Raw genomic sequence first — 13,629 nt, 5'->3', positions numbered from 1 at the left:
ACCGGATCGGCGCCGAGCTCGACGACGCCGAGCTCGTCATCCTGGGGCACGCGCACGAGGACCACATGGCCGGCCTTCACCGCCTGCCGAAGGCCGCGGTGCAGGTGCACGAGCGCGACCTCGACGCAGTGCGCAGCTGGGAAGGGCTGCTGCGGCACTATGGGCTGTCCGCGTCCGCGCCGATGCTGGCCAAGATCCGGCGCGAGTTCTTCTACGCAACGCGACCCGACGCGACCGGTTACCGCGACGGCGCGCTCTGGGAGCTCGGCGGCTCGCGGGTGCGCGCCATCCACATGCCGGGGTCGACGCCCGCGTTCCCAATCTTCAAGTTCTCTTGATTCGCAGCCTACCGGAGGCCGCTGCTGGCGGCGTTTTCGGGGCTGCGTCTCCCGGTTTTGCTCCGCAGATTCTGAGCGACGTCCGCATGTTCCTTTCGGTGCCGCATTCGTCCTCTCGCCTTGTGAGGCAGCCCTCCAGTTCGGCGTCCGGTCTTCCGTAGTCAGGGCGCCGCCGACCTTGGCGACACGGTCTGTCTGGTCACCAGCAAAACCGCCTTCACACTCGACCCCGCCGCGCTGCAGGCCTCGTGCGGTGCCGATCATGCGCTCGACTAACTCGAAGCCCTGCTCAGGCACGCACCAACGCACCCATGTGGGGGCCGATGTCGCAGCGTCGGGCGAGGTTCGCGGATCAGGCGCCCAACAGGTGCTGTCAGTGAATTTCTCACGCATAGTCTCATTCAAAGAGACGCAATATAACTACTTTCAAGACAACGCTTGCTCACGATGGGTCGCTGTGCTAAGTACTCTCCCGAGATAGATGGCGAAGTGCCATTGCGACGAGTCGTCATAGGAGCGTCAGTGAATGTCTGGATCCCAAACGCCCGGTAGCCGCGCCAAAGGCCGGCCATTCAGCGGCTACTACAAGACCGCTGTGCCGTTACCGGACCTCGAGCTTGCGAGCGCCGGGCCCGGAACGGTCCTGGGCGAGTACATGCGCCGCTTCTGGCAACCCGTGTGCATGTCTTCTCAACTTGCCGACGTCCCTCGCGCAATTCGCATACTCGACGAGGACCTCGTTGCGTTTCGGGACCGATCCGGCCGTGTCGGTGTTCTGCACAAGCACTGCTGCCACCGTGGCGCATCGCTGGAGTTCGGTGTGATCCAGGAGTGCGGAATCCGATGCTCCTACCACGGACTTCATTTCGATGTCGACGGTTCCCTGCTCGAGGCGCCCGGCGAGCGCGACAAGGGAGCGCGCCTGCGTGATTCGTTGAGTCAAGGCGCCTATCCAGCTTTCGAGCGCGATGGGTTGGTGTTCGCGTACATGGGTCCGCCCGAAGACGTGCCTGCCTTCCCCGAGTACGACGCCTTCGAGGCCTACGATGACACGCGTCTTCTTCCCTTCTCCAATGTGTTTCCGTGCAACTGGCTGCAGGTACTGGACAACATTCCTGATCAGATGCACACGGCCTTTCTTCACAACACGCCTTTTCTGTACGGAGGAAAGGTTCCCGAGGGAATCGACTGGCAGCGACTGACGCTTGCCTCGTTCGCGAAGAATGTGCCGGTCATGGACTATGTTGCCGTCCGTGGCGGGAGTGCGATGTGCTATATCGCCGGGCGCCGGATGAGCGATGCGCTGGTCTGGATCAGGATTCAGGACCTCGTGGTGCCCAACATCGGCTTCCACGGATACTTGTTCGAGGATGGCAGCGAGCGACGCCTCTTCCATCGAGTCAACATGGCACGCTGGTACGTGCCTGTCGACGACACCCATAGCATCATTTACGGGTGGCGTATGTTCGGCCGAACTGCAGACCCACGGCAGCAGGGCGATGAAGGCCGGGTCGGCTGGGACTCAATGGATTTCCTGGATGGGCAGGTCGGGAACAGGCCATACGAAGTCGGGCAGCGTGGGCCGGGTGACTGGGAGGTCATCACGAGTCAACGCGCGATCGCCGTTCACGCATTGGAGAACCCGATGGAGAGCGACATCGGCGTCTACCTGTTCAGGAAGCTGTTGCGTGAGGCGATCCGAGGGAAGTCGCCGGATGCACAACCGGCGTCGATGCACGAACGTGCGCGACGTGGGCTGCCGACCTACTGCTATACGCAGAACGACGTGCTTGCGGTGCCGAAGCGCCCAACCGAGGAAGAGGACCGAGCAATGCTGAAACGGCTTGGCCGCCAGATCATTGCAATTGCCCAGGAAGCCGACACGTACGCACTTCAGGAGCGCAAGGCGTTCGTCTCTGCTCGTCTGGAGCAGCTCGAGAAGAAGGCTTGGGATCTCTGAGCGGTCGAGTGCATCAACGGACTCGGAGGCAAGCTCCCGAGTCCGTCAGTCGCCAAGAATTGTCCGTGCAATCCTTTCCGCGGCGCGACGCAGCAGTGGCACCCTGTCTATCGCGTCCTCGACGTTCAGGCGCGCTGCTGGCGCGTTGATGGACAGACCGGCGATCACCCTGCGCCGCTTGCCGAACACGGGGACCGCCAAGGCCCTGAGTCCGACCGCAAATTCCTCGTCGTCGGTCGCGTATCCGTTCTTGCGCACCAGATCCAGGTGCGCCGAAAGCCGAGAGACCTCCGTGATGGTACGGTCGGTGCAAGGCCGCAAGGGCAGACTGGCCAGGATCTTGCGGCGCTGAGTCGGGGGCAACATGCCCAGGAAGAGCTTTCCGCTAGCCGTGCAATGCAGCGGTGCGCGCGACCCAGGCCGCAACTGCACCGTCAAGGGCAATGGAGATTCAACGCGCTCGAGGACGACCAATTCGTCGCCGTCGGGCACCGTCAACGTGCATGTCTCTCCCGTCTCTTCCATCAGGCTCCGGAGGATGGCTCGTCGGCTTCCGCGGTCTGCGAAGTTCATTGCCGCGTTCAGGGAGAGCGTCAGCAATCGGTGGCCCACCAATAGCCCGTTTCCTGCGGGCTCTCGACGAAGCAGCCCCATCTGCTCCAGCGATCCGCAAATGCGATGCGCACTCGGCTTCGGCAACTGGAGCTGTCGCACGAGCTCCGCCACGGCTACTGGCCCCTGCGCCTGCGCAACCCATTCGAGGATCGCAATTGCCCGGCTCGTGGCCGAACCTGTTTCCGGCGATTCCGTGTTCGTCATGCCGCTAGACCGGTGCGCTGAGTAGCCGAGAAATCAGCTCGGCGCTCTTCTGAAGGGCCGGCACGAACCGGCTCACGCTCTCGACCGTATGGCGGGCCGTCGGGGCGTGAAGGGAGACGGTTGCACAGATCCGCCCGTTCAAGAAGACGGGTACAGCCAATCCGATCAGTCCTTGCATGAACTCTTCTTCGTCGATACTCACCCTGGAAGAGCGAATCTGCTTCAGGTGCTTCTCCAGAAGCCGCGCATCGGTGATTGTCTTGCTCGTGAATCTCTGCAGCGGTGCAAAGAGCAAGCGTCGCCGCTGGGCCGCGGGAAGCATGCTCAAGAAAAGCTTTCCACTTGCGCCGCAGTGCATCGGTATACGCGATCCGGCCTGCAGATGTGTCCGCAGCGGCCACTGGCACTCGACCCGATCGATATAGACAACCTCATTGCCGTCAAGAACGGTCACGTTGACCGTTTCCTCGACTGCACGTGCAAGGGCCTGCAAGACGGCATGTCGTTCGCCTCGCCGGAACGAGTTGACCAGTGAGTTTAGAGCCATCTGTTGCTGCCGGTACCCGGTCACGAAGAGCTTTGTGCCAGGCTCGCGCTGGAGAAATCCCATCTTCTCCAACGCGACGCAGAGGCGATGGACCGTCGCCCGCGGCAGTCCCAGGCGGGGAGCCAGATCGCTGGAGGAGACTGGACCTTCCGAGCTCGTCGCTACTTCGAGGACGGCGAGCATCCGCGCGCCGGGAGCGAGTGCCTCCTGAGGCGTGTTGGCCTGGGGCGGCTCAACCTTCTGTCTGGTCTTGGCTGCGGAAGCACGCATGCGGGTCATGCTCGACGACGCGCTGATTCTGGAAATGGTGGATTCCAGGCTGGACAGGGGAGCTTGTGGCACGTCGCCAACGCCCGCAACAACGGCCACGATTCGATTTCGGGTGTCATATTAAGCGATATTGTCCGCGCTTCTTTGCAGAGGTCTGGCCGTTACAGATCCAGCACGAGCAGATTCGACAGCGACCTGGAACAGCAAATCAGAATCTCCTCCTTCTTCGCCTCGTCATCGAGCACGAAGTCGCGGTGATCCGGAGCTCCCGACAGGTAGCGAGTGCGGCACGTTCCACAGAGGCCTGATTCGCAAGACGTCTCGACGACGATTCCGTTCTCTCGCAGGACCTGGACGATCGTCTTGTCATCCGGGATGTCGAAGGTCCGGCCTGATCTGGCCAGCTTCACCTGGAAGCCGACTCCGATGGTCTCGGAGGCGTTCCCCGAAGTGCTGGAGGCGCAACCCGCTTCAGGCGCGGCTGCGTTGCGGACGTCAGGCGTTGCATTGAAGTGCTCGAAATGGGTTGTCCCGGCCGGCCAGTGAGCCGATGCTTCACGCACCGCGTTCATGAATGCACTGGGGCCGCAGTAGTACAGGTGGGTCCCTTCGTCGTAGGGGCGAAGCAGCGCCCTCAGATCGAGCCCCCTGGTCGGGTCGCCGCCGTCGTGATGGAAAAAGACGAGGCCGGATTCCCGAAGTGGGCGAAGCTCCTCCACAAAGGCAGTCCTCTCAGGCGATCTCGTGCAGTAATGCAGGACGAATTCCTGACTGGTGGCGCGAAGCCGATGAACCATCGCCATCATTGGGGTGACGCCAATCCCGCCAGCCAGGAGCAAATGTCGTGTCGCCCGTCGACTCAGCGGGAAGTTGTTCCGCGGCTCGGAGATCGCCAGGATGCGCCCAACATGTACGCGCTCGAAGATCGCCTTGGATCCGCCGCGACCGTGCGCCTCGCGCTGAACGGCGAACTCGTAGTGACGGCGGTCTAACGGGTCACTGCAAAGCGAGTACTGCCTGACGCGGCCATCGCGGAAGTAGAGATCAATGTGGCTCCCCGGCTCGAATGACGGAAGGTCGGCGCCGGACGGATCCACGACCTCGTAAGCGTTGATCCCCTCGGCTTGATAGACGATGGACCGCACGCGCACAAGCAGGCGCTTTGGTCCGAGTCGTCGTAGCTCTTCGGGCGTCAATTCCTGGGTATCTGTCTCAATGTCCATGGCATTGTGATCGTCACTGGGTGCCGCGATCGCTCCGGGCGTGCCGTGAGTGTTGCGCAGCCCGGGCACTGTCTGGGCGGATGAGTCTCCAGAGTTGTCGCTGGGGACGAGCTCACTTGGGGCTTGCGCAATTGAAACACTCCGCGCTAGCATCCGCAAGAGATCAGCGGTTTTGAGCAAGATTGTCTCAAAAACCGCTATGAAATTAGAAATGGGCGCCCTGCGGCCTGCCGCGGGATGGCACTCGGAGCCTCAGGCAGTCGTGGCCCCAACGCGCGCCAAGGAGACAGCAACTTGCAGTGCAGCTCCTTGAGCAATCGCGTCGCGAGCATCTACGGCAAGGCCAGGTAGCCGATGGCCGACGAGAACTTGCAGAGCACATTCGAAGGAAGACACATGGCACGTTCAATCACGGGTAGCGAGGCGTTCGTCGAGGCACTGCGCCTGGAAGGCGTTGAATACATTTGCGGCATCGTCGGTTCGGCGTTCATGGATCCGCTGGATCTGTTCCCGGCCGGCGGCATCCGCTTCATCCAGGTGCGCCACGAGCAGAGTGCCGCGCTGATGGCCGAGGGCTATGCACGAGCCACCGGCAAGCCGGGGGTCTGCATCGGCCAGAACGGCCCAGGCATCACGAACCTGGTGACCGGCGTGGCCAGTGCCGCGCTTAACCACACGCCACTGGTCGTGATCACTCCGGCGGTGCTCAGTGGTGCCATCGGCTCCCAGGCTTTTCAGGAGGTCGACCAGATGCGGCTTCTGGCGCCGCTGGTCAAATGGCAATTTCAGGTCAACCGGCCGGAGCGAATGGCCGAAGGCATCCGTGGGGCTTTCCGGGCGGCCGTCGCATTGCGAGGACCGGTACAGGTCGATATTCCGCGCGATGCGTGGTACGGCCAATGGGAAGAGGCTGAGCAACTCCCCGCGACCTACCGGACCGATGGCCGCTACGGCGGCGCACCCGACGACGAGATCGCGAAGGCAGCCAGATTGCTTGCCGGCGCAAAGCGCCCCTTCATCGTCGCCGGCTTGGGCGCCGTCGAGTCCGACGCCGGTGCTGATATCGCGAAGCTCGCGGAGGCGCTTGGCGCACCCATGGGGTGCGTTTACATGCACAACGACGCCGTGCCGGGGAGTCACCCCCTCGCGGTGGGTCCCATCGGTTACCAGGGCTCCGAAGCGGCGATGAAGCTGATGGCGAAGGCGGATGTCGTTCTCGCGCTCGGTACGCGGCTGAACACCTTTGGCACAACGCCGCAATACGGCATCGACTTCTTCCCGAAGCAGGCGCATCTGATTCACAACTCGATCAACCCGCTGGAACTCGGCTCGCTGCGCCCCATGGCCGTCGGCCTGATCGGCGATTGTCGGGCCGTCGCACGGCAACTCATCGAGAGCCTCAAGCAGCATGCGATCGTCGCGGACAGGGCGAAGGTGATGGCGGATGTCCAGGCCGAGAAGCAAGCCTGGGCGCGCAGGCACGAGGAAATGTCGACGAGCACGAACCCCACCATCCATCCGAGGCGCGCGTTGTGGGAGGTGGCCAAGGCTACGCCCGCAGGTACGTCGATCGTGGCGGACGTCGGCAACGTCAGCGGCGCCGCCAACTCCTACTTCGCGTCGTTTGACCGCGCCAGGAGCTTCTTCGGCGCGGGGAGCCTCGGCGGCATCGGTGTCGCCCTGCCCACCGCACTGGGGGTCAGCCTCGCAAGGCCCGATCAGCCAGTGCTGACGCTCGTCGGCGACGGCGCCTGGAGCATGTGCCTGCAGGAGGTCATGACCGCGGTCACCGAGAAGCTCAGTTTCGTGAGCGTGATCTTCAATAACTCCCAATACGGCGCGGAGAAGCGAAACCAGTTCGACTTCTTCGGTGAGCGCTACTACTTCACGAACCTGGAGAACCCGAACTTCGCGGACATCGCGAAAGGCATGGGTGCTTGGGCCATTCGCGTCACGAAGCCGGAGGACATCGGCCCGGCGATGGCGGAAGCCTTCGGCATCCGGCGTGCGGCCGTGGTCGAGATCGTGGTCGACTCGAAGATTCTCAGCGAGCCGTATCGGAGGGATGCCCTGCGCCAGCCGCAGCGGGTGCTCGAAAAATACACGGCGTAGCTGCGCGCCAACGCAGTTCGATTGGGGGTTGCGAAGTTGAAACGCTCCACGCTAGGATCCCCAACAGGTCGGCGGTTTTGAGCACAATTGTCTCAAAAACGCTATTACACATAGATTTGCGCCTCTCCCGGTGTACCCGCCGGGACGCGACACGGAGCGCCAGGCGCGTCGTGGCCCTAACGACCAAGGAGACAGCACATGGCAAAGCAGCCCCCCGAGCAATCGCGTCGCGACTTTCTGCGACAAGGCCTTCCACTCACCGCTGCACTCGGACTCGGTCCGGGCTTCATCGGAGCGGCGAACGCCCAACCTGCGGGCCCCTTTAGCGAGTGGGGTTGGCCAACCGCCTACGAGAAGATCTCGCAAGCCTCGGTGGATTGGCTGAAGTCCAAGGGGTGGTGGCCACTGCAGGTTGCCTGGAACCCGATGTGGTCGGACGGCAACCTCGTCCTGTTCGTGATGCAGCACTACAAACTCCTCGAGAAGCGAGGGGTCGACGTCCAGTATCCGGCCTTCCTCACCGCCGGACTGATGAACGAGGTCTTCGTGCCGGGCAAGATCCAGATTGCCCAAGCGGGAACACTGGGGTTGCTGCGGCTCATCGACCTGAAGATCCCTACCGCTGCCGTTTGCACCTACCCGGCCCAGCGCCAGGCATTCTTAGTACCTCCCGACTCGCCCCTGAAGAGCAGCCTTGCCGAACTCAAGGGCGGGAAGGTACTGGGTCGGCCGGCCGTGTGTGGGGTCACCATCGGCAGCACGAATCACCTCGGACTGCTTATCGCCGCGAAGGTCCTCGGATTGGAGGAGGGGAAGGACTACGTCATCAAGAACACGGGGCCGGCCGACATCATCACGATGCCGAAGGGAATCGACCTGACGGCGATCTGGGAGCCGAACGTCCTGGCGATGACGGAGTTTCGCAAGAATGCGCGAATTCTCGAGCTGGTCGACACGTACGAAGTCTTCAACGGCTATTCGTATGCCCGGGGCGAACTCGAGGCTGGCGCGGCAGACGTGTTGCAGGCGTACACCGATGCGTTCGTCGAGGCGCGGCTGATCGCGCGCCTGAAACCCGACGAAGTTCTCGAAGCCTTCGCGGCTCACCCATCTCAGAGAGGTCGCGACCCCGCCCTGATCAAGCGAGACGCCGAGATTCACGTCATCAACCCGAAGCCCACGATCAACTATCCCTTCGAGAACGCGAAGGGCTTCTGGATTCCCCTCGAGTCTTACCAGGCAGGCGTCATGCATGAGGCGCGCGTATTGCAGCGCACCTACACCGAAGCGGACTTCAAGGCGGTGCTGCGCAACAAGTACCTGCGCACTACCTACACAAAACTCGGCTGGGCGATTCCGGAAGTGCCGGCGTTCCTGCCGGCCAACTGGAATGGCCAGGTCGGGAAGCCACCGTATCCAGCATACGGCCTGATGACGATGGGCAAGCAGACATTCCCCGAGAAGGGAGATCTGGTCAAGGAGTGGCGCTTCGGAGCCAATACCTATCAGCCCTGAGAGAGACGGCTCCGGGATGACCGCGATGCTGAGGCAAGCAGATCTGGTGCCAGCGAAATCTGACGTCCGCTCCGAGGGGCAACCCTCGGAGTCCCACCCGACGAAACTAGAGAGCCCGGAGACGATGGCTGGCCCAAGCCCCGCGTTTCAATCGGTGCGGCGCCTTGCGTATCAAGTGGCCCGATACGTGCCGCTCTTTCTCATGTTCGCGATCTGGGAGCTCGTCAGCAGATCGAACCCGGCAACGGCGCTTCTCCTACCGGCCCCTAGCACAGTGTTGGCGGGGGGGTGGGAGCTGATCCAGCAGGGGACGCTGCAGAAGGATGTCCTGGCGAGTCTGAAGCGCGTCGCAGTCGCAGTCGCGTTCGCCGCCCTCGTCGGCTACCCGCTGGGCTTTGCGTTGGGCGGTTCGCGCCTGTTTGCGTGGATGTTCGAACCGGTGGTCAGCTTCTTCAGGCCGATACCGCCTCTGGCGTGGATTCCGCTTTCGATCATGTGGTTCGGGATTACCGACGCGCAGAACGAGTTCATCATCTTCCTCGGTGCGCTCTTCCCCATAGTGCTCAGCACCATGGAGGGCGTGCGGGATGTCGATGCGCAACTGATTCGCGCGGCGAGGACGCTCGGTGCAGGCCGCACCGCGATCGTCTTCACGGTGATTCTCCCTGGGGCGCTTTCCTCGATGTTCGTCGGCTTGCGCGTAGGCATCGGAATCGCCTGGATGGCCCTGGTTGCAGGTGAGCTGGTCGCGGCAACGTCTGGCCTCGGGTTCCTGATCAGTCAAGGGCGTCTGCTGTTTCGAAGCGACCATATCGTCGTCGGCATGGTGATGATCGGCGTCATCGGGCTCCTGCTGGACGCCGCTGTTCGTCTCCTTCAGCAACTGGTAACTCCTTGGCGGGAGGGCAACTGAATGGCTGAGGGGCAGTGCGTCCAGTTTCAGAAAATCTGCAAGACCTACGCAAGCGGGCGAAACGAGGTCGTAGCGCTCCACGAGGTCTCCCTGCAGATTCGCGAGGGCGAGTTCATCTGCATCGTTGGTCCCAGCGGATGCGGCAAGACCACGATGCTGAATCTCCTCGCAGGCTTCGAGGTGCCGACCAAGGGAAGCGTGGAGGCGTTTGGCCGGCGTATCGACGGACCGGGTCCGGACAGGACCATGATGTTCCAGGACTACGCCCTCTTCCCGTGGCTGACCGTACAGGGGAACATCGAATACGGCTTGCGGCGACTCGGGGTGGCCTCGAAGGAGCGAGCCGAGATCGTTCGACACTATGTCGATCTGATCGATCTGAAGGGCTTCGAGAGAAAGTTTCCACGACAGCTCTCGGGCGGCATGCGCCAACGCGTCGCGCTCGCGCGGGCGCTCGCCGTCAAGCCTCGGCTGCTGCTCATGGACGAGCCGTTTGCGGCGCTCGATTCATTCACCCGAGAGAAGATGCAGGACGAGCTGATACGCGTCTGGGAGAGAGAGCGCAAAGCGGTTCTCTTCATCACGCACAATATCGATGAGGCGATCAAGCTTGCGGACGTCGTCGTCGTGATGTCACCACGTCCCGGACGAATCACGTCGGAGTTTCGAGTCAATAGCCCACGCCCGCGAGATGTCGACAGTGGCGAGTGCCTCGAACTCGTGCATCACATCCGCGAGCTCCTCCATCTCGTCTCGGCCAACCCGACAGCGGCCCGCGTAGCCACGCCAGTCGGGTAGACGTCGCCCAGGCATCGAACAGTTGTTTGAGCGAAGACAGGACTCCCGGCACGGCGTGCCAACGGTCGGGTCTACAGGACAAGAGATGGAGCAGTCCACGTTTGATTACATCATCGTCGGCGCCGGCTCAGCCGGGTGTGTGCTGGCGAACCGACTGAGCGAGGATCCGGATGTTCGGGTGCTGCTCCTCGAGGCCGGTGAGGCGGATTCGAGCCTGTGGCTAAGAATTCCATTGGGTGTCGGGAAGGTCTTGAACGACAACCGGCTCGTCTGGCAGGCCAACACGGAGCCGGAGCCCGAAATGTTCGGGACTCGCGTCTACTGGCCCAGCGGCAAGGTGCTGGGAGGATCGAGCTCGGTGAACGGGATGCTCTTCGTTCGTGGGCATCCGCGTCGATATGATGAGTGGGAGGAAAGCGGCTGTCCTGGATGGGGATGGAGCGATGTCCTTCCGTACTTCATGCGCCTGGAGGACTGTCGGTTTGGCGATCGCTCCTACCGTGGGGTCGGCGGGCCGATTGCGGTGAGCCGACTCGGCGGTGATGAGATTTCGAACGCGTTCCTCGAGGCTTGCGGCCAGATCGGCATCCAGCGTACGGGGGACTACAACGATTCGCAGGCCGAAGGGGCGGCGCATCTTCAGTTGAGCACGCGCAACGGCCTGCGGTGCAGCGCAGCCATCGGGTATCTGCGGCCGGCCATGCGCCGACCGAATCTCCGCGTGCTCACTGGTGCGGTGGTTGCGAACGTGGAGTTCTCTGGCCAACGGGCCACCGGCGTGCGCTATCGACGAGGCGGCGAGTTCGAGGTGGCGCTGGCAACGCGAGAGACCCTCTTGTGCGCTGGCGCGATTCGCTCGCCCCAGATTCTGGAGTTGTCGGGCGTCGGAGATGCCCAAGTTCTGAGCCGCCTCGGCGTACCGCTCGTTTGTCACCGACCCGGCGTCGGCGAGAATCTTCAGGACCATCTGATGCCGCGGATGTCCTTCGAATGCGACCGGCCGATCACGGTCAATGACCTGCTCAGAAGCAAGCCACGCCTGTGGGCGTCGGCGCTGCGCTATGCCGTGTTTCGCGACGGCCTGCTCGCCACTCCTTCGTTGACGGCGCTCGCTTACGCAAGGACCCGTCCCGGGCTTCCCTATCCCGACGTGCGCCTCCAATCGGGGCTCGTCAGCGGTACCAGCCGCCTCTCTACGAACAAGGACAGTGGGCTCGATCCGCATTCCGGATTTCACCTCGGCGGGTACTTCCTGTACCCGGAGTCGCGCGGGCGCCTGCACATCGACTCCCTGGACCCAGGTGCGCAGCCGCGAATCGAGGCCAACTATCTGAGCAAGGATCTGGACCGCGAGGTGATGGTCTCTGCGCTCAAGATGATGCGGACAATCAGCCAGCAACCGGCGCTGTCACGTTACGTCGTACGAGAGGTGCGTCCCGGTCCCGACGTAGTGTCCGATGACGAAATTCTCGACTATGCGCGACGGACTGGGCAAACCTGTTGGCATCCCATTGGCACGTGTCGAATGGGTGCGGATCCGGCGGCGGTAGTCGATCCGGAGCTTCGGGTGAAAGGGGTCGAAAGGCTGCGCGTCGTCGACGCGTCCGTCATGCCGTTCATGGTCGCCAGCAATACGAACATCCCGACGATCATGATCGCCGAAAGGGCGGCCGACCTCATCAGGGGAAGGGCGCCGGTGCGGAGTGCCGAGGCTGAGGCCGTCGCGTGAGGCAACTTTGGCGGTCGCCTAAGACGAGGCAGGCCGTGGCGGAAGGCAAAGATAATCTCATTCAGTGAGACACTTGGTGCTCAATAGAGAGAATTGGCTTGATGCCTGTCAAGCCCACCGGTTGGGTGTCGAAGTAGCATCGATTCCAGTCAACCGGGAGTCCGTGCCGTGTCATACCTTGATTCTCTCTGGACTGGCTGGCAGCCGCTCACGCCCTCGCTCAGGGGGCACGATGCGAAGTCATCGAGGGCGGCTGTGGCGTCGCGTGCGTTCGACTGCGGCTTCGCGCGATCGGGAGGCGAGTGCCCGTACGCTCGGGAGCAATTCGATTGCCGCGATTGCCTGCTGGAAGAAGCGACCGGGAGGGTCGGCCCCCGCACCTAGTGCGATCGGGCCAGCGGGTGCGGGCTGCGGCGTTATCGGTCCGTGACGCCCATGTCCGAGGCAATCATTGCGCTGGTTGCATTCGCTGCGGGTGCCGTCAGGGGCCTGACCGGATTCGGTGGGCCACTGATTCTGGTGCCGACCATGAGCTTCGTCTACGAGCCGGCATCCGCAGTCGCGACCGTGATGCTGGTCGATCTCGCGTCGAACTTCGCGCTTCTGCGCGATGCGACGAAGGACGCCAACTGGCGCGTCGTCGGGCTCATTACGGCTGGCGCGGCGGTCACGTTGCCGGTCGGGGGCTACCTGATGCTGCATGCCGACCCCCGAATCGTGCGCATGGTCGTCTATGGGACGGTTGCCGCACTGTCGATTCTCCTGCTCAGTGGGTGGCGCTATAGCGGGACCTATTCGCGCGGAAGCCTCCTCGGTGCCGGGGCAGTCAACGGAGTCATCGTAGGCGCAACCTCGTTCGGAGCAGCGTTGTACCCGTTTCTCCTGGGGAATGGTGACTCCGCTCGAACCGGCCGCGCGACCTTCGTGCTGTGGGCTCTCTTTTGCTCTGTGGCGGCGCTTGCCGTCGTGTTCGCGGGAGACCGCGCTGGGCACGCGGAGTTCTTGCGGGCGGCATTTCTCGTCCCGTCGTACCTGTTGGGGACATATGCGGGAAAGCGATTCTTTCATCGAGTCGACGACGTTGTCCTCAAGCGCATCGTGCTGTTGACGCTGGTGACCGTGTCGATCGCCGGCCTGGTCGCTGTCTGGTAGTTGCATCAAAGGGTCGAATCCAGAGTAGTAGACGCCCTAATCCCGACGCACCGCAGAATTCGATCGAGCAGGTTGATCTCGGTGGTGATGCTCTCCGGCCCGGCGAAACCTGCCGGCATCGATCCCCGGCACCCCGGAGCGTACTATCGCTGCCCGAGCACCCGGTCCAGCTGCCCGAGCAGCTGACGCAGGTTGTCCCGGACGGCCATCGCCTGAAGCTGTCGCATGCGTTCCTGCCCGGCAAAGACGTCCT

11 protein-coding genes are annotated in these 13,629 nt (G+C 62.9%); 8 read left to right on the top strand and 3 right to left on the bottom strand.

Annotated features, from left to right (window positions below; all coding sequences use genetic code 11):
• Window positions 1–338 (top strand): hypothetical protein (locus KF785_17060; GenBank protein ID MBX3148478.1); only part of this gene is annotated, 338 nt, incomplete at its 5' end.
• Window positions 339–993: 655 nt separating this feature from the next.
• Window positions 994–2,298, top strand: a complete 1,305-nt coding sequence (locus KF785_17055) for a Rieske 2Fe-2S domain-containing protein (GenBank protein ID MBX3148477.1) — start codon at window positions 994–996, stop codon at window positions 2,296–2,298.
• A 45-nt stretch (window positions 2,299–2,343) separates the two neighbouring features.
• Here the strand turns inward: KF785_17055 and KF785_17050 are convergent, their stop codons facing one another.
• The 3 genes from KF785_17050 to KF785_17040 all read right to left on the bottom strand — a co-directional run bounded on the left by KF785_17050 (window position 2,344) and on the right by KF785_17040 (window position 5,157).
• The gene (locus tag KF785_17050) at window positions 2,344–3,117 is read right to left on the bottom strand and encodes an IclR family transcriptional regulator (protein ID MBX3148476.1); all 774 of its coding nucleotides are present in this window, start codon (window positions 3,115–3,117) and stop codon (window positions 2,344–2,346) included.
• Between the two features lie 4 nt (window positions 3,118–3,121).
• Window positions 3,122–4,033 (bottom strand): IclR family transcriptional regulator, encoded by a 912-nt coding sequence (locus KF785_17045; protein ID MBX3148475.1) that lies wholly within the window; start codon window positions 4,031–4,033, stop codon window positions 3,122–3,124.
• A gap of 62 nt (window positions 4,034–4,095) precedes the next feature.
• On the bottom strand, window positions 4,096–5,157 hold the full coding sequence (locus KF785_17040; GenBank protein MBX3148474.1) for an oxidoreductase: 1,062 nt from the start codon (window positions 5,155–5,157) through the stop codon (window positions 4,096–4,098).
• Between the two features lie 396 nt (window positions 5,158–5,553).
• Between KF785_17040 and KF785_17035 the strand changes: the two genes are divergently transcribed.
• From KF785_17035 to KF785_17010, 6 genes are all read left to right on the top strand, one after another.
• On the top strand, window positions 5,554–7,269 hold the full coding sequence (locus KF785_17035; GenBank protein ID MBX3148473.1) for a sulfoacetaldehyde acetyltransferase: 1,716 nt from the start codon (window positions 5,554–5,556) through the stop codon (window positions 7,267–7,269).
• Between the two features lie 198 nt (window positions 7,270–7,467).
• Window positions 7,468–8,784: a hypothetical protein gene (locus KF785_17030; GenBank protein MBX3148472.1), complete on the top strand. Its 1,317-nt coding sequence runs from the start codon at window positions 7,468–7,470 to the stop codon at window positions 8,782–8,784.
• 16 nt (window positions 8,785–8,800) lie between these two features.
• Window positions 8,801–9,697: an ABC transporter permease gene (locus KF785_17025; GenBank protein ID MBX3148471.1), complete on the top strand. Its 897-nt coding sequence runs from the start codon at window positions 8,801–8,803 to the stop codon at window positions 9,695–9,697.
• Window positions 9,698–10,495, top strand: a complete 798-nt coding sequence (locus tag KF785_17020) for an ABC transporter ATP-binding protein (GenBank protein MBX3148470.1) — start codon at window positions 9,698–9,700, stop codon at window positions 10,493–10,495.
• A gap of 85 nt (window positions 10,496–10,580) precedes the next feature.
• Window positions 10,581–12,224, top strand: coding sequence for a GMC family oxidoreductase N-terminal domain-containing protein (locus KF785_17015; GenBank protein ID MBX3148469.1), 1,644 nt, complete (start codon window positions 10,581–10,583; stop codon window positions 12,222–12,224).
• A gap of 435 nt (window positions 12,225–12,659) precedes the next feature.
• Window positions 12,660–13,376 carry a sulfite exporter TauE/SafE family protein gene (locus tag KF785_17010; protein ID MBX3148468.1) on the top strand — a complete coding sequence of 239 codons (717 nt, stop codon included), beginning with the start codon at window positions 12,660–12,662 and terminating at the stop codon, window positions 13,374–13,376.
• Window positions 13,377–13,629: the final 253 nt, after the last annotated feature.

This window comes from Gemmatimonadales bacterium (assembly GCA_019637315.1).
Lineage (GTDB): Bacteria > Gemmatimonadota > Gemmatimonadetes > Gemmatimonadales > GWC2-71-9 > SHZU01.
This window is presented reverse-complemented; position numbering and strand designations above follow the sequence as displayed.